The organism is Muricoccus harenae (assembly GCF_009848505.1).
Lineage (GTDB): Bacteria > Pseudomonadota > Alphaproteobacteria > Acetobacterales > Acetobacteraceae > Roseomonas > Roseomonas harenae.
Window position 1 is genome coordinate 39033 of sequence record NZ_WWDL01000032.1, and the last position, 21989, is coordinate 61021.

21 protein-coding genes are annotated in these 21989 nt (G+C 70.3%); 8 read left to right on the forward strand and 13 right to left on the reverse strand.

The annotated features are described in order from the left end of the window. Nucleotides 1-4: 4 nt before the first annotated feature. Complete coding sequence (locus GSE44_RS20155) at nt 5-994, reverse strand: tripartite tricarboxylate transporter substrate-binding protein (protein ID WP_159350629.1); 990 nt, start codon at nt 992-994, stop codon at nt 5-7. Between the two features lie 162 nt (nt 995-1156). Here GSE44_RS20155 and GSE44_RS20160 point away from each other — a divergent pair, with 162 nt between their 5' ends. Further along, nucleotides 1157-2320 (forward strand): DegT/DnrJ/EryC1/StrS family aminotransferase, encoded by a 1164-nt coding sequence (locus GSE44_RS20160; RefSeq protein WP_159350630.1) that lies wholly within the window; start codon nt 1157-1159, stop codon nt 2318-2320. A gap of 128 nt (nt 2321-2448) precedes the next feature. On the opposite strand, the gene GSE44_RS20165 is transcribed toward GSE44_RS20160, so the two are convergent. From GSE44_RS20165 to GSE44_RS20175, 3 genes are read right to left on the reverse strand one after another with little or no spacing between them, the layout of a single operon-like run. Further along, the gene (locus tag GSE44_RS20165) at nt 2449-3822 is read right to left on the reverse strand and encodes a serine/threonine-protein kinase (protein ID WP_159350631.1); all 1374 of its coding nucleotides are present in this window, start codon (nt 3820-3822) and stop codon (nt 2449-2451) included. Nucleotides 3823-3829: 7 nt separating this feature from the next. After that, nucleotides 3830-4705 (reverse strand): Tll0287-like domain-containing protein, encoded by an 876-nt coding sequence (locus GSE44_RS20170; protein ID WP_159350632.1) that lies wholly within the window; start codon nt 4703-4705, stop codon nt 3830-3832. Nucleotides 4706-4750: 45 nt separating this feature from the next. Next, complete coding sequence (locus GSE44_RS20175) at nt 4751-5839, reverse strand: peptidoglycan-binding domain-containing protein (protein ID WP_159350633.1); 1089 nt, start codon at nt 5837-5839, stop codon at nt 4751-4753. A 203-nt stretch (nt 5840-6042) separates the two neighbouring features. Here GSE44_RS20175 and phnC point away from each other — a divergent pair, with 203 nt between their 5' ends. The 6 genes from phnC to GSE44_RS20205 all read left to right on the forward strand — a co-directional run bounded on the left by phnC (nt 6043) and on the right by GSE44_RS20205 (nt 12104). Next, nucleotides 6043-6855 carry a phosphonate ABC transporter ATP-binding protein gene (phnC, locus tag GSE44_RS20180; protein WP_159350634.1) on the forward strand — a complete coding sequence of 271 codons (813 nt, stop codon included), beginning with the start codon at nt 6043-6045 and terminating at the stop codon, nt 6853-6855. Nucleotides 6856-6866: 11 nt separating this feature from the next. After that, the gene (gene phnD / locus GSE44_RS20185) at nt 6867-7850 is read left to right on the forward strand and encodes a phosphate/phosphite/phosphonate ABC transporter substrate-binding protein (protein ID WP_159350635.1); all 984 of its coding nucleotides are present in this window, start codon (nt 6867-6869) and stop codon (nt 7848-7850) included. A gap of 13 nt (nt 7851-7863) precedes the next feature. Then, on the forward strand, nt 7864-8835 hold the full coding sequence (gene phnD / locus GSE44_RS20190; protein ID WP_159350636.1) for a phosphate/phosphite/phosphonate ABC transporter substrate-binding protein: 972 nt from the start codon (nt 7864-7866) through the stop codon (nt 8833-8835). After that, complete coding sequence (gene phnE, locus GSE44_RS20195; protein WP_159350660.1) at nt 8832-9725, forward strand: phosphonate ABC transporter, permease protein PhnE; 894 nt, start codon at nt 8832-8834, stop codon at nt 9723-9725. Before phnD (GSE44_RS20190) ends, phnE (GSE44_RS20195) begins: the two co-directional genes overlap by 4 nt. Then, nucleotides 9722-10636 carry a phosphonate ABC transporter, permease protein PhnE gene (phnE, locus tag GSE44_RS20200; RefSeq protein WP_235924983.1) on the forward strand — a complete coding sequence of 305 codons (915 nt, stop codon included), beginning with the start codon at nt 9722-9724 and terminating at the stop codon, nt 10634-10636. The genes phnE (GSE44_RS20195) and phnE (GSE44_RS20200) overlap by 4 nt, the downstream gene beginning before the upstream one ends. Nucleotides 10637-10862: 226 nt before the next feature. Continuing rightward, nucleotides 10863-12104 carry a TCR/Tet family MFS transporter gene (locus GSE44_RS20205; protein ID WP_159350637.1) on the forward strand — a complete coding sequence of 414 codons (1242 nt, stop codon included), beginning with the start codon at nt 10863-10865 and terminating at the stop codon, nt 12102-12104. A 15-nt stretch (nt 12105-12119) separates the two neighbouring features. On the opposite strand, the gene GSE44_RS20210 is transcribed toward GSE44_RS20205, so the two are convergent. Both GSE44_RS20210 and GSE44_RS20215 read right to left on the reverse strand, forming a co-directional pair. Then, nucleotides 12120-12590, reverse strand: a complete 471-nt coding sequence (locus GSE44_RS20210) for a GcrA family cell cycle regulator (protein ID WP_159350638.1) — start codon at nt 12588-12590, stop codon at nt 12120-12122. Between the two features lie 166 nt (nt 12591-12756). Further along, entirely contained in the window at nt 12757-13722 is a 966-nt protein-coding gene (locus GSE44_RS20215) for an acetamidase/formamidase family protein (protein WP_159350639.1), read from the reverse strand. Nucleotides 13723-13939: 217 nt separating this feature from the next. Here GSE44_RS20215 and GSE44_RS20220 point away from each other — a divergent pair, with 217 nt between their 5' ends. Beyond that, nucleotides 13940-14917: a Bug family tripartite tricarboxylate transporter substrate binding protein gene (locus tag GSE44_RS20220; protein WP_159350640.1), complete on the forward strand. Its 978-nt coding sequence runs from the start codon at nt 13940-13942 to the stop codon at nt 14915-14917. Nucleotides 14918-14998: 81 nt separating this feature from the next. On the opposite strand, the gene GSE44_RS20225 is transcribed toward GSE44_RS20220, so the two are convergent. The 7 genes from GSE44_RS20225 to GSE44_RS20255 form a co-directional block, all read right to left on the reverse strand. Next, on the reverse strand, nt 14999-16210 hold the full coding sequence (locus tag GSE44_RS20225) for an MFS transporter (protein WP_159350641.1): 1212 nt from the start codon (nt 16208-16210) through the stop codon (nt 14999-15001). A gap of 94 nt (nt 16211-16304) precedes the next feature. Beyond that, on the reverse strand, nt 16305-17015 hold the full coding sequence (locus tag GSE44_RS20230) for an isochorismatase family protein (protein ID WP_159350642.1): 711 nt from the start codon (nt 17013-17015) through the stop codon (nt 16305-16307). Further along, complete coding sequence (locus GSE44_RS20235) at nt 17012-17497, reverse strand: hypothetical protein (RefSeq protein WP_159350643.1); 486 nt, start codon at nt 17495-17497, stop codon at nt 17012-17014. The genes GSE44_RS20230 and GSE44_RS20235 overlap by 4 nt, the downstream gene beginning before the upstream one ends. Beyond that, entirely contained in the window at nt 17494-19431 is a 1938-nt protein-coding gene (gene acs / locus GSE44_RS20240) for an acetate--CoA ligase (protein WP_159350644.1), read from the reverse strand. Before acs ends, GSE44_RS20235 begins: the two co-directional genes overlap by 4 nt. A 157-nt stretch (nt 19432-19588) precedes the next feature. Continuing rightward, nucleotides 19589-19909 (reverse strand): hypothetical protein, encoded by a 321-nt coding sequence (locus tag GSE44_RS20245; RefSeq protein ID WP_159350645.1) that lies wholly within the window; start codon nt 19907-19909, stop codon nt 19589-19591. A gap of 153 nt (nt 19910-20062) precedes the next feature. Beyond that, on the reverse strand, nt 20063-20908 hold the full coding sequence (locus tag GSE44_RS20250; RefSeq protein WP_159350646.1) for a sugar phosphate isomerase/epimerase family protein: 846 nt from the start codon (nt 20906-20908) through the stop codon (nt 20063-20065). A 9-nt stretch (nt 20909-20917) separates the two neighbouring features. Further along, entirely contained in the window at nt 20918-21886 is a 969-nt protein-coding gene (locus GSE44_RS20255; protein WP_159350647.1) for a Bug family tripartite tricarboxylate transporter substrate binding protein, read from the reverse strand. Nucleotides 21887-21989: the final 103 nt, after the last annotated feature.

Here is a 21989-nt window from a genome sequence, read left to right on the forward strand (position 1 = left end):
CGGTTCAATCGGCCTTGATCTCATGTTCCCGGATCACGCGGGACCAGAGCCCGGCCTCGCGTTCCACCAGCTCCGTCAGCGCCGCGGCATCACCCAGGATCAGGCGCGCCTGCTGCGTCTCCGTCATGGTGGCGCGGACCCGGTCGCCGGAATAGGCGGCGCGGAGCGCCCCGGCGAAGCGGGCGACAATGGGGGCAGGAACGCCGGCCGGGCCGAAATAGCCCCACCAGGCGCTGGCGACCACGTCCCGGTAGCCATCCTCGGCCGCGGTTGGCAGGCTGGTCAGGGCTGGGATGCGCTCGGCGCCGGTCTGGGTGATGGCGCGCAGCCTTCCATCGGCGATGGCAGGCGCCATGAGGGCGGCGCTGCCGATCATCAGGTCCACGCGCCCGCCCAGCGTATCGGTCATGGCCGGGCCGCCGCCGCGATAGGCGACATGCACCATCCGCACCCCCGCCCGTGCCGCCAGCAGCACCATCACCAGATGCCCCAGCGTACCGCTGCCAGTGGAAGCGAAGGTGACGGTCTCGGGCCGCGCCTTCGCGGCTGCGATCACTTCCGCCAGACTGCGGAAGGGCGCGTCCGGCCGCGCCGCGAGCACATAGGGCGCGCTGCCGACGAGGAAGGCCGGGGTGAAATCCGTGCGCGTGTCGAAGGAGAGGTTCGGCACCAGGGCGTTCATCATCGGGTGCCAGTCGAAGGTGATGAGCCAGGTGTTGCCGTCTGCCGGCGCCTTGGCGACGACGCCGGTGCCGATGCTGCCGGCGCCGCCGCTGCGGTTCTCGATCACCACCGGCACGCCCAGCTCCGCTGAGAGGGCAGGCGCACCCAGCCGCGCCACCGCATCGATGGATCCGCCCGGCGGGACCGGGACCACCAGCCGCACAGGGCCATTCGGCCAGGATTGCGCCGAGACCGGGCGTGCCAGGGCCGGGGCGGCCAGCATGGCAAGGGCGGCGCGTCGGCCAGGGCCGACTCCGTGACGCGGCGGCATGGGCGTTCCTCGTTCCTGTTCGTTGCGGCAAGAAAAGGCTACGACGCCGGAATTGCCAAGGCTTCCTACCCCAGGGCCCGAAGGGCGTGCCGGCCCCCGCGTTACCACCCGACACGATCCTTGATTTCGACCCTTCGCCCGCTTTGCGCTAAGGGGCGCCTCATGCCGCAAGACGCTCCCTCCCTCCCTCCCATCGCCCTGTTCGACGTCCGCGCCCAGCAGGCGCTGATCCGACCGGAGATCGACCGGCGCATCGCCGCCGTGCTCGATTCCGGACGCTTCGTGCAGGGGCCTGAAGTGGAGGAGCTGGAGAAGGGGCTGGCCGCCTTCGCCGGGGTGGGCCATTGCGTCGGCGTCTCCTCCGGCACGGATGCGCTGCAGATCGCCATGATGGCCGAGGGGATCGGGCGCGGGGATGCCGTTTTCCTGCCCGCCTTCACCTACACGGCCACCGCCGAGGTGCCGCTGGTGCTCGGCGCCACGCCGGTCTTCGTGGATGTGGACCCCGCGACCTTCAACATCGACATTGCGGATCTCCGCCGCCGCATCGCCCTGGTGAAGGCCGAGGGCAAGCTGCGCCCCCGCGCCGTGGTGGGCGTGGACCTGTTCGGCCTGCCTGCCGACTGGCCCGCCATCGAGGCAATCTGCGCCGAAGAGGGCATGTTCGCCCTGGACGACGCCGCCCAGGCCTTCGGCGGCGTGCTGAAGGGCCGGCGGCTCGGCGGCTGGGCCGGGGCGGCGGCGTTGTCCTTCTATCCGACCAAGACGCTCGGCTGTTACGGCGATGGCGGCGCGCTGCTGACGAACGACGCGGAGAAGGCCGATCTCTACCGCTCGCTCCGCACCCATGGCGAGGGCAAGACCCGCTACGAGGTGATGCGCACGGGCATGAACGGCCGGCTAGACACGATCCAGGCCGCCATCCTGCTCTGCAAGCTGCCGCTGATGGAGCAGGAGCTGGCCGCCCGCACCCGCATCGCCGGCTGGTACGATGCAAGGCTGGCCGGAAAGGTGCAGACCCCCGCCCGGCTGGAGGGCGCGGAGAGCGCCTTCGGCCTCTATTCCATCCTGCTGGCGGATGAGGCGCAGCGCAGCCGGGTGCAGGAGGCCTGCAAGGCCCGCGGCGTTCCCACGGCGGTCTATTACCCGCTGCCGCTGCACCACCAGCCCGCCTATCGCGAGGCCCATGCCGCGGCCATTGGCCAGGTGCCGCCGCTGCCGGTCAGCGAAAGCCTGTGCAAGCGGATCCTGGCCCTGCCGATGCATCCTTACTTGGACGAGGCCCAGGCGTTGCGGGTGACGGAGGCGGTGACCGCCGGACTTTAGGGTCCATCACCGGGCCCTGCGCCCTGGCCTCGTCAGGCCCGTAACGCCGCGCCGCCCTTCCGAACGAGCCAGGGGGCGGTCGGCCTGCGGGTCGAGCTGCGAACCGGGCTGAGGCCGGGAGTGGCGCTCTATGCTGTCCGCTTGCGCAGGAAGGTGGCGCGTTCCGCCGGCTCGGCGATGCGCTCCGCCAGGCGGTTCCACAGCTCCTCGGCGGTGGCGGCGGACGCAGCCTCCCGCTGCACCAGGATGCGGCTGATCGGGCCGAGATGCGGCAGCAGCGCTGCCGTCGCGGCCGCCAATGTCTCGGGCGGCAGACTCGCCGGGGTGGGGCTCGCGGTGGCGGGTGCGGCACGGCTGACCGAAGGCGGGCCGGCCATGGACCCGGCCCGCGACGCTTCGGTTTCGCGCTGGGCTTCCTGGCGGAAGCGGCGGCGCTCGGTCTCCTCGCCGATGTTGAGGGCCAGGCTGTCGCAGAGCGCTTCGAGGCTTCCGGCCCCGCGCGCCGCGCTCGCCACCAGCCGCGGCGCGATGGGGCCGACATAGGGGGCAAGCCGGCGGGCAAGCCGGCCGAGCGTCCCCTCGTCGAAGGCTTGCGGGGAAAGGGGCGTGAACGGGCGCGCGAAGATGGGCGCGGGGCGCGGGGCGAGAACGGTGCCGTCATCCGGCGGCGCATCGAGCCCGGCGCGCAGGGCCGCGGCCATGGCATCCGCGCTGGGGAAGCGATCCTCGCGGTTGCGGGCCAGGCTGCGCCCGATAACCTGGGCGAGGCCGGGCGCGGCCGCCAGGACGTTATCCGGCAGGCTGGGCGGCGGACCATCCAGGATCTTGCGCGTCACCTCGATCTGGCTGCGGCCGTCAAAGGCGCGGCGCCCCGCCAGCAGCTCGAAGAGCAGCACGCCGGTGGAGAAGAGGTCTGCCCGTCCGTCCACCGGCTCGCCCAGGCATTGCTCGGGCGACATGTAGTTCGGCGTGCCAACCACGTCGCCGACCTGGGTGACATCCGAGCCCTCGATCCGCGAGATGCCGAAATCGGCGACCTTGGTGGCGCCGTTGCGGGCGAGGAGGATGTTGGCGGGCTTGATGTCCCGGTGCACCACGCCGTTCGCATGGGCGCAGGCCAGTGCCGCGAGGATGGGCTGCACCAGCGCCGCCGCCTCGGGAATGCTGGGGCGGAGGCCGCCGCGCAGCGCCTCCTTCAGGCTCGTTCCCTCCACATATTCCATCACCAAGAAGGGATGGCCCTCATGCAGGGCATAGTCGTGGACGGCGACGATGTTGGGATGGCTGCATCGGCCGGCGGCCTGCACTTCATGCTCGAAGCGGCGCAGGAAGTCCGCGCGCTCCGCCGAATCGAGCAGCTCCGTGGAGACGAGCTTGATGGCGACGATGCGCCCGATGGCCGGATCGCGCGCCTTGAAGATCAGCCCCATGGCGCCCCGGCCGATCTCGCCCTCGACGACGTAGCGGCCGATGCGCCGGGGCTCGGTTCCCGTCTCGTTCAAGGTCGTGTCACGGCGTGCCGAGCATCCGCATGGCATTGTCCAGGCTGCGGCGCATCAGGTTGAAGGAGCGCGCGAGGGAGGAGATCTCGTCATTGCCCGGGGGCTGGTATTCCGGGACGTTCTCCTCGCCTTCCGAAACCGACTTCGCCAGGGCCGAGATGCGCCGCACCGGGCGCACGATCAGCAGGTGCAGCATGATGTTGAGGGCGATCAGCATCAGCAAAAAGACGCCCGAGAGGCTGATCAGGAAGGTCTGCAAGGAATCGTTCGCGCGCTTCATCGCGACCTGAAGCGGCACGGAGACGATCTGCGCGCCGATCACGTCGTTCAGCGCCCAGCCGAAGCCGTTGGAGGGGCCGTAGAGGTCCACCATGGTGCGCGGCGCATTGGCCGGGGTGGAGTGGCAGGTGAGGCAGGCGGGATCGGTGATCCGGAAAGGCTTGGCGAAGGTCAGCACCGGGCCGGTCACGGTATCCCGCTGGCCGACCAGCTCCGTCAGCCCTTCATCTCGCTTGAAGCTGTTGATGATGTCGGCTTCCCAGTCGGTCGCGCGGTCCGACGGATTGGTCGGGTTCAGCGCGGCTTCCTTGTAGGCATAATCCGGATAGTCGCCCCGCAACCCGCGGAAGACGGTCTGTGCCGCGAAGGAGGGGACGGTGTGCGGCAGGAAGCGCGTCGCCATCTGGTCCGACAGCAGCGGGGTAAGCTCCGTCGAGGTGTAGCCGCGCACGGCGCTGGCGTTGCGCATGATCATCAGCGCCTCGTTGAAGGTGCCGCGCCGCGCCTCCTCCACCGCGATCCGGTGGAAGACGACCGAGGCGATCCCGAGGCCGGCGACGAAGGTGCCGATCATGACGAGGTTGAACTTCGTGCGCAGCTTCACCTGGATTTCCCTTCCGGCGCCGCGATCGGGCGCTGTGTCATTCCGCTACGGCGCATGGCCGAGCAGCGCCCCGATCTGCTGGGCCGTGAGCCGGCCGGTGGGCTCGGCCCCCGCCGAGGATTGGTAGCGCCGGATCGCCGCGCGGCTTTCCGCCCCGAAGATGCCATCCACGCGGCCGTTGTAATGGCCGAGCACCCCGAGCGCGGCCTGAAGGCGGCGTCGCTGCACCTCGGTGAGGGCACTTTCCTCGGGCGGAGCAGGGGCCGGCGTGAGAGCGGCCGGCGCGGGCGCGGGTGGTGGAGGAGCGGCCGGTGCCGGAGCGGCGGCAACCGGCGGGGTGGGAGCGGCAGGAAGGGCGGGTGGCGGCCCGCCGGCCAGGTGCCGTGGGATCTTCGGCGCCACCACGGCCAGCTGCGCCGCCTCGGGCAGCCGGGTGCGGAGCGCGGCGACAAGGGCGGTCAGCTCCACCGCCGGCCCGGCCAGTTCGGCGCGGAGGGCGGCGGCGAGGGGGGTGACGGGCAGGTTGGTGGCGGGGCTCGCGGCAACCACCAGCCCGGCATCGGCGGCAAGCGCGGTTTCCGCCGCGGCGGCGAAGCCGGCCGCGTTGAGCGTGCCGCCCGGGCGCGGAGTAAGGTCGAGCAGGGTGAGGCTTGGCCCGGTGCCATTGCGGGAGGCCGCATCGGCCGCGTTGCGGGCCAGGATGCCCTGGGTCAGCGTGTCCGAATCACGGGTCAGGGCGGCGGTGGCGGGCAGCAGGAAGGCGCGGCTGTTCCATTCCAGCGCCAGGCCGCAGACATAGACTACGGCCGGGGCATCAGGCGCCGCTGCGCGGGCACGAGCGAAGCTTGCCAGGGCGGCGTCGAACTCACCGCGGCCGGCGTCCTGGCGCTCCGTCACCGCGAAGCCGAGGGCGCGAAGGGAACCGGCCACCGCTTCCGCCGCGCCACGGCAGGCCGGCACCGCCTGTTCGGACGCATAATGACTTGTACCGAGCACGAGGGCCGTGCCCTGCCGCGCGGGGGGCTGGGCCGATGCGGCGCGCGGAGCCGAGGCAAGCGGTGCCGCGGCGAGAAGGAGCGCGATCAGGCTCCGCGCCATGCGCGGCGCGTGCCGCGTCCAGGCCCTGGATGGCATGGATCGGTCCTTTGCGGGGCCCGGCGGCTGTATGCGGCGCATCGGGCGGGTAGGGGTTGCCGGCATATCGTTCCGGGTAGCTTAGGGTGGTTCGTCCCCGGAAGGGAGAGGGGCGAACATCCCGGCGCGCGATGAACCATGCCGGGGGGTCATACCGGTTTGGCCTTTGCGCTATGCTGCCCGTTCCAAGCCCGGGGTCCCCGATGCTCGAGATCCAGAACCTGACCCGGCGCTTCGGCGCGCGCGCGGCCGTGGACGGCGTCAGCCTCTCCGTGCCGGACGGGCAGATGGTGGGGATTATCGGGCGCTCCGGGGCCGGGAAGTCCACCCTGCTGCGCATGGTGAACCGGCTGACGGAACCCTCCGCGGGGCGCATCCTGCATGACGGCACCGATGTCACCGCCCTGCGCGGCAAGGCGCTGCGGGACTGGCGCACGCGCTGCGCCATGATCTTCCAGCAGTTCAACCTGGTGCAGCGGCTGGACGTGCTGACCAATGTGCTGGTGGGTCGGCTGAATCACCGGCCCGGCCCTTGGGGCACCCTCACCTCCCTCTTTCTCCGCTTCTCGCCGGAGGAGCGTGCGCTGGCGCTTGATGCGTTGGAACGGTTCGACTTGGCAGAACAGGCGCTGCAACGCGCCGACACGCTCTCGGGCGGGCAGCAGCAGCGCGTGGCCATCGCCCGCGCCATGCTGCAGGAGCCGCGGCTGCTGCTCGCCGACGAACCCATCGCCTCGCTGGACCCGCGCAACGCCCGGGTGGTGATGGAGGCGCTGCGCGACGTGAACCGGCGGGACGGGCTGACCGTGCTGGTGAACCTGCATCATCTTGATACCGCGCGGCGCTATTGCGACCGCATCATCGCCATGCAGGCCGGCCGCATCGTCTTCGACGGCGCGCCCGCCGCGTTGGATGCAGGGCAGGTCCAGGCCATCTATGGCGTACCGGAGGAGGCGCTGGAGGCCGAGACGCCGCAAGCCATGCCCGGCTCCATGCCTGGCCCCGTGCCCGCCTGAACGGACGCATCATGCCGACCCGCCGCAGCCTGTTGCTCGCCACCCTCTCCGCTGCGCCTGCCCTGGCGCAGGCGGCACCGCGCCGCAGCGCGGATCCCGGCGTCACCTTTCCCGAGGCGGGGCGCCGCGCCTGGGCCGATGCCGTGCCGCTGCTCCGCATCGGCATCTCAGGCGGCGAGAACGAGGCGGACCGCCTCGGCCGCTACGAGCCCTATCGTCGGCTGCTGGAGGAGACCTTCCGGCTTCCCGTTCGCCTCTATCCCGCGCCCGACTTCGCGGGCATCGGCCAGGCCTTCGCCTCGGGGCAGATCGAGATGGCACAGATGGGTGCCGCCAATTACGCGGGCAGCTGGATCGACACGAAGGGCGCCATCGAGGCGCTGGTCGCGGCCGAAGCCGATGACGGGACGCTCGGCTATGTCGCCGTGATGGTGGTGCGCGCCGATTCCGGCATCACCGATCTCGCCGGCATGCGCGGAAAGTCCCTGGCCTGGGCCGATCCGGCCTCCACCTCCGGCTACTTCGCGCCGCGTGCCGCGCTGCGTGCCGCGAACATCCCGACGGAGCCGGGCGCTTATTTCTCCCGCACCGGTTTCGCGGGCGGGCATGAGCAGGCGGTGGTGGCGGTGCTGCAGCGGCAATACGACGCCGCCTGCACCTGGGCTTCGGGCCAGGGCGATCCCGCGCAGGGCTATTCGCGCGGTGCCCTGAGGGCGATGGTGGAGAAGGGCATGCTGGACATGCGCGACCTCCGCACGATCTGGCGGAGCACCCCCATCCCGACCGGCCCCATTGCCTGTCGCGCCGATCTGCCAGAGGCCTTCAAGGAGGACATGCGCCGCTTCCTCCTCGCTTTGCCGAAGACTCATCCTGCGATCTACGAGGGCATCGAGCGCGGCGGCGGCGCCGGCTTCCGCACGGTGACGCATGAGGATTATGCGCTGGTCGTCCAGCTACGGCAGGACGAGGCGGCCGAACGCCGGCGGCGGCGGTGAGGCGGGGGAAGCCATGAAGCGCCGCCACGCATTCCTCCTGCCCTTCGCCCTCACCGCCGTGCCGGCGCGGGCGCAGCGCCGCAGCACGGATCCCGGCATCGCCTTCCCAACCCCTGGCCGCCGCGCCTGGGCGGCCCAGGTGCCGCAGATCCGCATCGGGCTGATCGGCGGGGAGAATGAGGCCGACCGGCTCGGCCGCTACGATGCCTATCGCCGGCTGCTGGAGGAGACCTTCGCCGTTCCCGTCCGGCTGTTCCCCGCGGGCGACTATGCGGGGGTGGTGCAGGCCTTCGGCGCGGCGCAGCTCGACCTCGCGGCCGTCAGCCCCGCCGTCTATGCCGCCGCCTGGCTGGAGACGAATGGCGATGTGGAGCCGCTGCTGGTCGCCGAGCAGGAGGATGGCTCGATCAGCTATGTCGGTGTGATGGTCGCGCGGGCGGATTCCGGCATCACGGACCTGGCTGCGATGCGTGGCCGTTCGCTCGCCTGGCCCGATCCGAATTCCGCCTCCGGCTATCTCATCCCGCGCTTCGCGCTGCGCCGCGCTGGGATTGATCCGAACAGCTATTTCTCCCGCACCGGCTTCGCGGGCGGGCATGAGCAGGCGGTGATCGCGGTGCTCCAGAAGCAATACGACGCCGCCTTCACCTGGGCCTCCGGCCAGGGCGACAGGGAGGCCGGTTATTCGCGCGGCAATCTGCGGACCATGGTGGAGAAGGGGATGCTGGAGATGCGCGACCTGCGCATCGTCTGGCAGACCGAGCCGGTGATCTACGGCCCGCTGATGGCGCGGAAATCACTGCCGGACGCCTTCAAGGAAGACCTGCGCCTGTTCCACCTCGCCTTGCCCACCGCGCATCCGGCGATCTACCGCGCCATCGAGCGAGGCGCCGGCACCGGCTACCGCGAGGTGGGGCACGACGCCTTCCAGCTGCTGATCGACATGCGGCGCGAGGAGGCGGCTGAGCGCCGCAGGCGGAACTGAGCGCCACCACCACCCTTTCCCCCGCCGTCGCGCGTGGCGAGGCTGCCTTCCAGGCGGCGCGCCGGGCGAAGCGCGCGCGGCTTCTGCTCGGCCTCGCGCTGTTCCTGGCCGCCTTTCTCGCCGCCGCCTGGATGAGCGAGTTCCATCCCGCCGCCCTGGCCGCCGGCCTGCCGCGCGCGGGCGACTACTTCCTGCGCCTGCTGCCCGATCTCCGCTGGGCCACGCTGTTCGGCGGGTGGGAGACGGAGGGCAGCATCGCCTTCTGGTTCTACCGGCTGGACAAATGGGCGCTGCTGTTGCTGGAAACAGCGAACATGGCCGCGCTGGCGACGCTGGCCGGCGGCCTGCTGGCGCTGCTCCTGGCCTTCCCCGCGGCGCGCAACGTCTCGCCCTCCACCTGGTCCTACCGCCTGGCCCGGCGTGGGCTGGAGGCGATGCGGACGGTGCCGGAGATCGTCTATGCGCTGATCCTGGTCTGGGCCTTTGGCGTCGGTCCGCTGGCCGGCATCATCGCGATCGCCGCCCATACCACCGGCGCGCTCGGCAAGCTCTTCGCCGAGGCGATCGAGAATGCCGACATGAAGCCCTGGGACGGCGTGCGCGCGGCGGGGGGCACTTGGGCCCAGGCCTGCCGCTTCGCCATGCTGCCGCAGGTGGCGCCGAACATGGTCAGCTATCTGCTGCTGCGCTTCGAGATCAATGTGCGCGGCGCCAGCGTGATCGGCTTCGTCGGCGCGGGCGGGATCGGGCAGGAGCTCTATCTCGTCATCTCGCAGAACTACTATGAGGAGATCTCGGCCATCATCCTGCTGATCGTGCTGGTGGTGGCGATGATCGACCTCCTGTCGGAAGCCATCCGCCGCCGGCTGGGCGGGGAGGTGCGCGCGTGAGCGGCGTCGCGCCGGAAGGCGCGCCAAGCGATGCTATGCCGGAAGGCGCGCCAAGCGGTGCTATTCCGGAAGGCGCGCGGAACAGCGTTGACCGCTGGAAGGCCGCGCTGCCCGCCGCCTTCGGCCTCTCGCCGCGCCAGCGCGCCTTCCGCATCGCGGGCGCCGCCGCGTTCCTGTGCTGGCTGGCTTGGGCGCTCTGGCTCTTCGACATCACGCCGCAGCGGCTGTGGAACGGGCTGTCGGGCCTGTTCACCATCATCCGGCTGATGATCCCGCCCTCGCCCGGCGAGCTGTGGCAGGACATTCTGAAGGGCATCGCGGAAAGCGTGGCCATGGCCTTCCTCGGCACGGTGCTGGCGGCCGTCTTCGCCATTCCGCTCGGCTTCCTCGGCGCCCGCAACATCGTCACTTCCACGCTGCTGCGCTTTTCCCTCCGCCGTGTCTTCGATGGGTTGCGGGGCGTGGACCAGCTCATCTGGGCGCTGGCCTTCGTGCGCGCTGTCGGGCTTGGCCCACTGGCCGGGGTGCTCGCCCTTTTCGTCTCCGATCTCGCGACGCTTTCCAAGCTCTATGCCGAAGCCATCGAGAATGCGGAGCGCCGCCAGGCGGAGGGCGTGATCGCCGCCGGCGGATCGCGCCTCATGGCGGTGCGCTTCGGCATCCTGCCGCAGGTGCTGCCGCTGATGCTCGCCCAGGCGCTGTATTTCTTCGAGAGCAACACGCGCTCCGCCTCCATTCTCGGCGTCGTCGGCGCGGGCGGGATCGGGCTGCAGATCGCCGAGCGCATCAAGGTGCGCCACTGGGACGAGGTGGCCTTCATCATCATCCTGATGGTGATCACCGTCGCGCTGATCGATTGGATTGGCGGCAAGCTGCGGCGGCGGCTGATCGGTGGACGAAACGCGGCGTAGCAAGACGCGCCGTTGCCTTCCGGGTTTTTCTTGACGCCCGCCCGAGTCCACTCGTATCAGCCCGGCCCTGGGCGGCACCTTCCGCCGCGCGAGATGGAGAGATTCATGTTGGAGATTGCGGTCACCTTCTGACCGACCGCCCACGGGCGAGGCCGGTCATCACACCCGCCATCCGTGCGCCACGCTCCCGCATGCCGGCCAATCCGCCGGTCCAGGATCATCCCCGATGCCGCTTCTGTCCCGTTTCGCTGGCCGCCGCGCCGCGATCGTCTTCATCCTTGTGACCGCCGTGCTCGATATTGTGGCAATGGGAATCGTCATTCCCGTCCTGCCGAAGCTGATCGAGGAATTCGCCGGATCGAATGCCCGCGCGGGCGTCATCAACGGCGCCTTTGTCGCGCTCTGGGCCGGGATGCAGTTCGTCGCCTCGCCCATCATCGGCTCACTGTCGGACCGCTATGGGCGGCGCCCCGTGCTGCTCCTTTCCACCGCCGGACTGGCTGCGGACTATGTGCTGATGGCACTGGCGCCGGACCTCTGGTGGTTGGCCGTCGGGCGCATCCTCGCGGGCGTCACCTCGGCCAGCTTCAGCACCGTCTATGCCTATATGGCCGACATTACGGCGCCGGAGGACCGCGCCCGCGCCTACGGGCTGATCGGCGCCGCCTTCTCGGCCGGCTTCGTGGCGGGGCCGCTGCTCGGCGGCGTGCTGGGCGAGATCTCGCCCCGCGCGCCCTTCTGGGCAGCCGGGACGCTCAGCGCGCTTGCCTTCCTCTATGGCTGGCTGGTGCTGCCGGAATCCCTGCCGCGCGAGCGCCGCATGGCCTTCGCCTGGTCACGCGCCAATCCCTTCGGCGCACTGCGCCTGCTGGCCCGCGACCGCGAGTTGACGGGGCTGGCCGGCGTTACCTTCCTGCTGCACTTCGCGCATCACATCTTCTCGGCGATCTACGTGCTCTATGCCGGGCAGCGATATGGCTTGTCGGCCTGGGAAGTCGGAATGCTGCTTTCCTTCGCCGGCGGGCTGGATGCAGTGATGCAGGGCTTGCTGGTCGGGCGCGTCACCGCGCGCTGGGGCGATCGCCGCACCATGGTGATCGGGCTGGTCGGCGGTGCGATCGGCATCGCCTGCATGGGACTCGCGAACAGCGGCTGGCTCTTTGTGCTGGCTCTGGTGCCCAACGCGCTCTGGGGCCTCGCCATGCCGACCTTGCAGGCGCTGATGACACGCCGCGTGTCAGAACGCGAGCAAGGCCAGCTCCAGGGTGCGACGATGAGCGTGTCGAGCGTCGCGGGTATTGCCTCGCCGCTCTTCTTCGGCGCGGTCTATGCGCTCTCGGTCGGGGAAGGGGCGGCGATCCCCTTCATCGGCACCGCCTTCCTGATCGCGGCGGCGGTGCTGCTCGGCGGAGCCTTTCTCGGCGCCGCCACAACGCGCAGGGCGGTTTCGATCGCCCCTGCTGACTAGATCGGGCTGATTAGGTCAGGCGGCGTCCTCGCGCCGGTCGCGCGCCTTCACATAGGCGATCGAGGCATGCTCGAGGCAATAGGGCTTCCCGCCCGCCGCCTCCTCCGTGCAGAAGCGGAATTCCGGCGTGCCCGGCTCGCCGATCGGCCAGCAGCAGCTGCGCGCGGAGCTGCGCGGGAACGGGCGCACCACCGCCGGTGGCACGGCGCGCATGACGGGAACGGGCGCCGGTGCGCGGGGCGCGACCGGTGCGGCGGGACGCGGCGCCGGCGCACTCACCGGTGCTGCGACGGGGCGCGGTGCCTGGGCCGCAGCGGCGGCCTGCTCGCGCTGGATCGGGCTCGGTCGCGCAGGCAGGTGAAGGCGATGTGCCTTCCCAACCACCGCGTTCTTCGAGATCCCCATACGGCGTCCGATTTCGGCGGTGGAGTGACCCTCCGCCCAAAGCGCCCTGAGTTGTTCGATCGCTTCCGCTGACCAGTCCATCGCGCCTATCCCCGGCAACGTCGATACAAGATACGGTAGGTCACACGGTTGCCCTCCCACAAGATGCGGCGCACGAAAACTTGTGGAAGGAAATGTGGGGAAGTCTGTGGACAGGATTCGCAGCGTGAATCGGATCAGCGTCTTGGCTTGTCTGGTTCACACGGAATCAGAAGAGCAAACCTTTCCTCAACATTCCGTGCACGCCCTTCTCTCCGTTCACGGTTTGAGTCACCCGGAAATCCACCGCGAGCGAGCAGAACTGGTAGGCATCGGCGGGCGAGAGATTCGTGCGCGACGCGATGAAGGCGATCATCTCGCGCAGCGCCTGCTTCATGGCAAGGTCCAGGTCCTCGTTCATTCCCATAGTGATGAAGTGGGTCGGGGTTTCAGCGCGTGGAAAGCGCAGGATCGGATCGCGCGCGCCGCCGCCCTTCTCGACATCCAGGCGGAAGGTGCCGGTCAGGCAGGTTTCGAGCGCGTTGATGCAGACCTCGCCATCGCCCTGCACGCCATGCCCGTCACCGGCCGAGAAGCGCGCGCCCGGGACATGCACGGGCAGCCAGAGGGTGGTGCCCTCCACCAGCTCCTTGTTGTCAAGGTTGCCGCCATGCGCGCGCGGCTCCTTCGTCGCGATGCGGCCCCATTCCCGGGGCGGCGCCACGCCCATCACGCCGAAGAAGGGCGCGAGCGGCAGGGTGATGCCGCCGCCCATCGGCAGCAGGCCCGTCTTCGCCGCGCGATCCACCGGGATGTGCAGCATGCGGCGGAAGGGGAAGTCCTCCGGCAGCGTGCCCATCAGGGGGCGGAAGCCGCAGAAGCCCCAATCGGCGCCCAGCTCGATCTTCTCGATCTCCACGCGCAGCGCATCGCCCGGCTCCGCGCCGCGCACCTCCACGGGGCCGGTGATGATGTGCCCGGTCTGGCCGATCGCATTGGCCGCCTGGATCGCGCGCAAGGCCTCCGGCACCGTCAGCCCTGACTCCGGACCGGGAATGGCATCGCCCTGGCCCGAGACGCATTCCAGCGTCACCCGCTCGCCGGCCGCGATGCTCGCCACCGGCGGGAAGGCCGCATCGAAGACGCCGATGCGCGTGGTCTGCGGGCTCGCGGGAACGAAATGCGGATCGGCCATCGGGGTCTCCATCGTCGTGCGCAGTGTTACCCGGTGCAGCCGGCTTGGCGAGACGTGCCAGGGATCGTTTCCAAGTAATCCGCCCCGGTCGGGGATTGCGAGGCAAGGCCTTCCGGGATCACCCGATGTTGCGCTTGCGATTCCACCCATCCCGCTGTCAGCCTGCACGGAGCGGCCCGCACCAGACGGGACCGCAGAGAATGGGAAACGATCCAGGATGTTCCGCCGCACCCTGCTGGCCGCGACGCCGGCTCTCCTCGCCGCTCCCGCCATTCGCCCCGCCTGGGCGCAGGCCGGGTCCTTCAACCGCCCGCTGCGGCTGATCGTGCCTTTTGCCGCGGGCGGCACCAGCGACATTCTCGCGCGGCTGATCGCGCCGAAGCTCACCGAGGTGCTCGGGCAGAGCGTGGTGGTGGAGAACCGCAGCGGCGCGAACGGCAATATAGGCGCCGATGCCGTGGCCAAGGCGCCGAAGGATGGGCACACGCTGCTGCTGACGGATGCGGCGAGCCTGGCGATCGCGCCGGCGCTGGTGCCCAGCCTTTCCTACAACCCGATGCGGGATCTCGCGCCGGTCACCGTGGTGGCCTTCGCGCCCTATATCGTGGCAGTGCATCCGAGCGTCGAGGCGAACAACCTCGCCGAGTTGGCCGCGCTGGCGAAGCGGCGCAAGCTGAACCTGGCGCATAGCGGCGTCGGCTCCGGGCCGCACATGACCGGGCTGGTGCTGGGCAAGCAGATCGGGATCGAGTGGGAATACGTGCCCTATCGCGGCGGCGCGCCGGCGGTGCAGGCGGTGGCGCAGGGCGATTGCCAGGCGGTGCTGAACGGCGCGACGGCGACGCAGCCCTTCGTCACCTCTGGCCAGCTTAAGGCGCTTGCGGTCAGCGGCACGACGCGCCTGCCCGCCCTGCCGGACAAGCCGACCTTCGCCGAATTGAAAATGCCGGAGATGCTGGTGCAGAGCGGCACCTGGCAGGGGCTGTTCGCGACCGCCGGCACGCCGCAACCAGTCGTGGCCGCGCTGAACCGTGCGGTGGTAACAGCGCTGGGCGATCCCGCCACTGCCTCGCGCATCGGCGAGATCGGTGGCGAGGTGCGGACCACCTCCCCGGAGGATTTCGCAAAGTGGTTCGCCGGCAACACCGATGCCTGGGGCCGGGTGGTGCAGGAGAACGACGTGCGGCTGGATTGACGCCCGCCGGCCGATCCCGCGCGGGACCGACCGGAAACATGGCGGAGCGTTCGACATGAAGGCGAGTGAAGGGAAGGAGCCCTAGCGCCGCCCGAACTTCTGCGACAGCAGGAGGCCGAGTGCCAGCATGCCGGCGCCGCAGACGAGCAGCGCCGGCCCCGCCCCCAGCACGGCCAGCGCCGTCCCGAACAGCACCGGCCCCAGCGACTGCCCCGCGAAGAAGGAGAAGGCGTGCAGCGCGACGGCCGAGCCGCGCGCCTTGGGCGCCACCTCGGTCACGCGGTTCTGGATGGAGTTGTGCATCCCGAAGAAGCCCATGCCGATGGCGAACATCCCCGCCACCACCGGCCACAGCCCGGGCGAGCCGCCGGCGCCCGCGATCCATCCGGTCGCGGCGATGGCGGCGAAGCCGAGCCCCGTCAGCAGCCCGGCCAGGCGGAGCATCATGGGCACGCCAAGGCGGGTGAGCAGCGGCCGCGCGACGAAGGTATAGGCCACCCCCGCCGCCCCGAAGGCGCCGAGCGCCAGCCCCGCCTGCACTGGCCCGCCGATCCCCCAGCCCGCCATCAGCGCCGCGACATAGGGGAAAATCCCGAAGGTGAAGAGGCCTTCCACCGCCACGGCCATGTAAAGGAGGCGGGCGGCGGGCAGGCGGATGATCTCCACGTAGCGTTGCATGGAAGCCGCGGCATCGAGCCGGGCGGGCGGCGGATCGGGTTCCCGCCGGAGGTCGAGCCAGAGCACCAGGCCGACGGCGAGGACCATGCTCGCCCCGCCGGCGATGATGCCGCGCCAATCCACCACTCCATGGACAAGGCCCGAAAGCATGCCGCCGGCGATCTGCCCGCCCATGCCGAAGGCGCTCATCCGGCTGAGGACCACCTGCCGCTGGGCCAGGGGCACGCGATCCCCGAAGGTCGCGATGACGAGGGGGTAGACGCCCCCCGCCGCCGCCCCGGCCAGCGCACGAGCGACGAAGAGGAAGCCCAGCGCCGGCGCCAGGGCGCAGGCCACCAGCGCAACGCCCGTGAAGACTGCGGCGATGGCGATGATGCGGCGCTTGCCCAGCGCGTCGCCCACCGGCCCCAGGATGGGCTGGATCAGCGCATAGGGCAGGGTGAAGGCCGAGGCGAGGAGGGCGACCGTGTCGATGCCCACCGCGAAGTCCCGCGCGATCTCCGGCAGGATGGGATCAAGGCTGCGGGCGGCAAGATTGGTCGCGAAGACCGTCAGGCCATAGAGGGCGACGAGGCGGCGGATGCGGACGGCTTCCGCGTCGGTCGGGACGGTCATGCGGCCGGAAGGGTGGGGTCGGTTGCCGCATTGCGCCAGACCCGGCGGCGCGGATCTGCGATGCGCAGCCGGGGCTGGCCGGGGCCGGCGCGCCTCAGCGGGCCAGGGCCGTCACCGCCGCGGTGGTGGTCACCCAGCCGAAGAAGGTGCGGACATTGAACACCGTCGCGTCATGCACGTAGCGCGGGCCGCCCTGCCAGCAGGCGTCCTCGACCAGCACGGGCCAGAACTCGCGGTGGAAGGCCTCGCGCAAAGTGCTCTCGACGCAGACATTGGTGGCGACGCCGCAGAACAGGATGTCGCGGATGCCGCGCGCCCGCAGCATCGCCTCCAACTGCGTGCCATTGAAGCCGCCGTAGCGCGGCTTCTGAATGAGGATATCGCCCGGGGCGCGCTGCATCTGCGGCACAAGGGCGTAATCCCAGGTGCCCTTGGCCAGCAGGCTTCCCTGCAGCTCCGGCTGCTCGCGCATCAGGCGCAGCGCGTTGGACTTCCAGTGGTTAGGCGAACCCGGGCCGCCGGCCTCGATCCCCTCGGCGTCCCAGCCGTTCTGGAACCAGACGATGGTGATGCCGAGCATCCGCGCGGCCGCCACCACCTCCGTCACCTTGCCGATGACCGATTGCGCGCCGGACAGGTCGAAGCCCGCCTTGTCGAGATAGCCGTCCTTCGAGGCATAGGCGTTCTGCATGTCCACCACGATCAGGGCGGTCCGGGCGGGCAGGATCGGGAAGGCCTCCGGCTCGGCGGGCAGGAGAAGGTCGCCCGCCGCGCGCGGGAGGATCTGGGGGGTGCGGTCGCTCATCGCAGGGCATCCTCGAGCCGCGCCAGGCGACGGCCTTCCAATTCGTTCATCGTCCGGCGCGTGGGGTAGAGTTCCTCCAGTTCCGGGCTGGCCTCGTTGCCAAGCACGATACCGTGGCATGTCCAGGCATAGAGGGCCACGGCGCCACCGTTCGCCGCCTCCTGCACTTCGAGCCCCGGATCGAGCGGCTGCTTCCACCACCCTCCGTCGCGGCGCACCAGCAGCGCCGGCCGGGTGCCGGAGCAGAGGATCTGGAGCTGTTCCTCCGTGCCCCGATCCTCGCCGCGCCCACGGGGATGGGCGCTCGCCCACCAGCGCACCCGCAGGTGGCGGAGCAGGCCGGCCGGGCCTGCTCCGCCGATTTCGTCATCCAGCACGCGGAACCAGATGCAGGAGTCTTCGGAGCAGGGGCCCTGTACGGGGGGAGAGACCGCCTCGGCACGCGTGACCAGCAGCAGCAGCGCGAAAAGGACCGCAATCAACCCACCCGGTTCCCGATCAGGTCCTGCACCACCGTGGGGTCGGCCAGAGTGGAGGTGTCGCCCAGGCTGTCGGTCTCGTTCGCGGCGATCTTGCGCAGGATGCGGCGCATGATCTTGCCCGAACGTGTCTTGGGCAGGCCCGGCGCCCATTGGATGGCATCGGGGGAGGCGATCGGCCCGATCTCCTTGCGCACCCAGGCCACCAGCTCCTTGCGCAGCGCCTCGGTCGGCTCCTCATCCGCGATCAGCGTGACATAGGCGTAGATGCCCTGGCCCTTGATCTCATGCGGCATGCCGACGACGGCGGCTTCCGCCACCTTCGGATGGGCGACCAGCGCGCTTTCGATCTCGGCCGTGCCCATGCGGTGGCCGGAGACGTTCAGCACGTCATCCACGCGGCCGGTGATCCACCAGTAGCCGTCCTCGTCCCGCCGCGCGCCGTCGCCCGTGAAATAGGTGCCGAGGAAGGTGGCGAAATAGGTCTGGATGAAGCGCTCGTGGTCGCGGAAGACCGTGCGCATCTGGCCGGGCCAGCTGTCGGTGATGACGAGGTTGCCCTCGGTCGCGCCCTCCAGCCGGTTGCCGTCATTGTCCACCAGCGCGGGGAAGACGCCGGGGAGCGGCAGGGTGGCGGAGCCGGGCTTCTGCGCCACGGCGCCGGGGAGGGGGGAGATGAGGATGCCGCCCGTCTCGGTCTGCCACCAGGTGTCCACGATCGGGCAGCGCTCGTCGCCCACCACACGGTAGTACCAGAGCCAGGCCTCCGGATTGATCGGCTCGCCGACCGAACCCAGGATGCGCAGCGACTTGCGGCTCGCCTTCTTCACCGGGCCCTCGCCCTCGCGCATCAGCGCGCGGATGGCGGTGGGGGCGGTGTAGAAGATGTTCACCTGGTGCTTGTCGATCACGTTCCAGAAGCGGCTGGAATCCGGCCAGTTGGGCACGCCTTCGAACATCAGCGTCGTCGCGCCGTTCGCCAGCGGGCCATAGACGATGTAGGTATGGCCGGTGACCCAGCCGACATCGGCCGTGCACCAATAGACCTCGCCCGGGCGGTAATCGAAGACCAGTTCATGGGTGAAGGCGGACCAGACGGCATAGCCGCCGGTGGTGTGGAGCACGCCCTTCGGCTTTCCGGTGGAGCCGGAGGTATAGAGGATGAAGAGCGGGTCCTCCGCCCCCATCGGCTCGGGCGCGCATTCGGCGGATTGGGCATCGCAGAGCGCGGCCCAATCATGATCGCGTCCGCCCTGCATCGCGACCGTGCCGCCGGTGTTCTTCGCGACGATGACGTTCTTCACCGTGGGGCAGGATTGCAGCGCCACGTCCGCATTGGCCTTCAGCGGCACGGTTCGGCCGCCGCGGCGGCCCTCGTCGGCGGTGATGAGCAGCGTGCTCTCGCAATCCTGGATGCGGCTGGACAGGCTGTCGGGCGAGAAGCCGCCGAAGACCACGGAATGGATGGCGCCGATGCGGGCGCAGGCCAGCATGGCGACGGCGGCTTCCACGATCATCGGCAGGTAGATCGTCACCCGGTCGCCGCGCCGGACGCCGAGATGCTTCATGGCATTCGCCAGGCGGCAGACGCGCTCCAGCAGCTGGCGATAGGTGATCTTCGCGTCGCTCTTCGGGTCGTCGCCTTCCCAGATGATCGCCACCTGGTCGCCGCGCCCACCTTCCACATGGCGGTCGAGGCAGGATTCTGAGATGTTCAGCACGCCGTCCTCGAACCACTTGATCGAGACGTCGCCCGTGAAGCTGGTGTTCTTGATCTTCGTCGGCGCGCGCATCCAGGCGATGCGGTTCATCTCGCGCTTCCAGAAGCCCTCGGGATCGTTCTTCGCCTCCGCGACCATGGCGTCGCGTCGCTGGGCATCGGCATGGCTGCCGGCGGCGATCTGGGGCTTCACGGGGATCAGGGTGTGGTCGGTCATGACGGCGGTCCTCCGGGGGCTCGGCCCTTGGGGTCCCATCGTCGCCGCCTGTGGGGGGGCGTCAAGGCCGGGGGCGCCTTCCCCCTGGGCCTGTTCCGTTTTGTCCGGCGGCGGCAGGCTCCCCGGGGTTCCCCCAGGGCCGGCCGCCTGCCGTGGTTCAGCGGTGGTAGTGCGGGCGGGCGTGCCGGTAGTAGCGCGGCGGCGGGCCGTAATGGCGCCGATGCGCGTGGTGGCGCCGCCAATGGGGCGGGGGCGGCGGGCGGTGCCAATGGCGATGGCGGGGGCCGTAATAGGGGCGCGGCGGCGGGCCCCACTGCACCGGCACCAGCTGGGCCTCGGGGGCGCCGATGGCGAGCACGGCATGGACCGTCTGCGCTTCCGCGGCCGGGGCCGCCACGAGGACGGGCGCCCCGATCAGCGCGCCGAGGATGAGGGCCCTCCGGGCCCAGGAACCGAGCTTGGCGAGGCGTTCCCGCATGGTGACTTCCTCTCTCTCTGTCGGACCAGGTGGTCCCTCTCTGCATGGGATTGAACGCCGCGATCCGGGCAGGGGCGCGACGGGAATACGGCAGAGAGGGGGCGAGATCGCCCCCGGAGTTGCGGTCCCGGCCCGGTCGGGAGGCGGAACCGGTCAGCCTGAAAGGCTCTCCAGGAAGGCGCGCGTCGAGCTTCCGCAGAGCCGTCCGCGTTCGGCCGGCGGCAGGCCGGCATATTCGGCGCATGGCGCCTCAACCCCAAGGATGATGTCCGGCGGAAGCGCGTCCAGGATATCCTTCAGTGGCAGTCGGCCCTTCGGCGAATCCGGATAGAAGCGGTTGCCGCGCGCCTCTGCGCGCAAGGCGTCGGTGCCGGATGGTCGCTCGCCGCCTGCCTGGCAGATCTGGCAGTAGTCCAGCCGCGCCGGGTCGATGCCGCGCAACGCCTCCGGCGTGCCGCCCGAACGGATCAGGTGCAGGGCATCAATCAGGATGCCGGCATTGGCGTGCCCGGCCCGGCTAACCAGGCGCAGGGCAGCCTCGATGGTCCCGGTCTGGCAATAGGGGATCAGCTCCAGCATCGGCTTGATGCCGAAGGGCTGCGCCGCTTCGCAGAGCCGCGCGAAGTTCTCCGCCGCGCGCGCCTCGTCCGGATCGTTGCCGACGGTCAGCAGATGGCTCGCGCCCAGGCGCTGCCCGGTCTCCAGCACGGGGATCAGGCGATCCATCGCCGTTTCCGCGGTGAGCCAGACCGCCTCCACGTCGAGAATGCGAAGCCCGGTGTCGCGCAGCCTGGACTCGATCCGCCGGATCAGGGCTTCATTCCCGACCACGGGCAGGATCCGGTCCGTCGGCATCGGCGCGACGATGCGCAGGCCGAGCATGTCGAAGCCGCCCGCCATGGCGGCATCGATCAGCGCCAGCGGATCGGCGTCCAGCACGGTGAGATGCGCGAGCGAGATCCGGCGCCGTGGCGCGCCTGGCCCTTCGGTCTCCGCCATTCCCCGCCCCTATTGCTGGACGCGGATGTTGCGCTCGCGGATGAGCTTGCCCCAGCGCGCGTTCTCCCGGGCCAGATAGGCAGGGAACTCGTCCGGCGTGCCGATGGTGGCCACCACCGCCTGCTGCGCCAGCTTCTCCTGCATGTCCGGGGCACGCAGCGCCGCGGCTGCGGCGGCCTGCAGGCGCGCGGTCACCGCGGCTGGCGTGCCGGCCGGGGCGAGCAGCGCGAATTCGGTGGCGCATTCGTAGTCCGGGTAGCCGGACTCGGCGATGCTGGGGATCTCGGGCAGCAGCGGGCTGCGCTCGCGCGTGGTGACGGCGATGGCGCGCAGGTCGCCGGACCGCGCGAAGGGCAATGCCACGGCGGCGTCAACGCTGGTGAACTGCACCTCTCCGGCGAGCACCGCCTGCACCGCCGGCGCATTGCCGCGATAGGTGACATCCGTGACCTCGATGCCGGCCATGCCGAGCAGCATCTCGGTGGCCAGATGCGTCGTGCTGCCGGCGCCGGCCGAGCCGTAGCTCAGCTTGCCAGGCGCCGCCTTGGCGCGCGCGACCAGCCCCTGCACATCGGTGATCCCAAGCTTGGGGGACACGCAGAGCAGCAGCGGCGTGGAGAGAATCAGCCCGATCGGCGCGAAGGCCGTGACGTTGTCATAGGGAAGGGGAAGGAGGTGCGGCACCATGGCGTAGGTGGCGCTGGCGGCGAAGAGGATGGTGTTGCCGTCCGGCCGGGCGCGCGCGACGGCGGAATGGCCGATCATGCCGGAGGCGCCGGGCCGGTTCTCTACCACGAAGGATTGGCCGAGATCCTGGGAGAGCTTCTGCGCCAGCAGACGCGCCAGTGTGTCGGCGGAGCCGCCGGGCGCCCAGGGAACGATGATCGTCACCGGCCCCCGCGCGGCATCCTGCGCCCGGGCACGCCCCGCACCCGCCAGGCCGAGGGATGCGAGGCCAAGGCCACGTCGTGAGAGCATGCTCGTTTCCTCCGCGTCGCGACTGTTCCAACGCGGTCGCAACCTTTGCCCCATCATGATCCCCGGGATGGCGGAAGCAATCCCGATGTCATGGGCTCAGGGG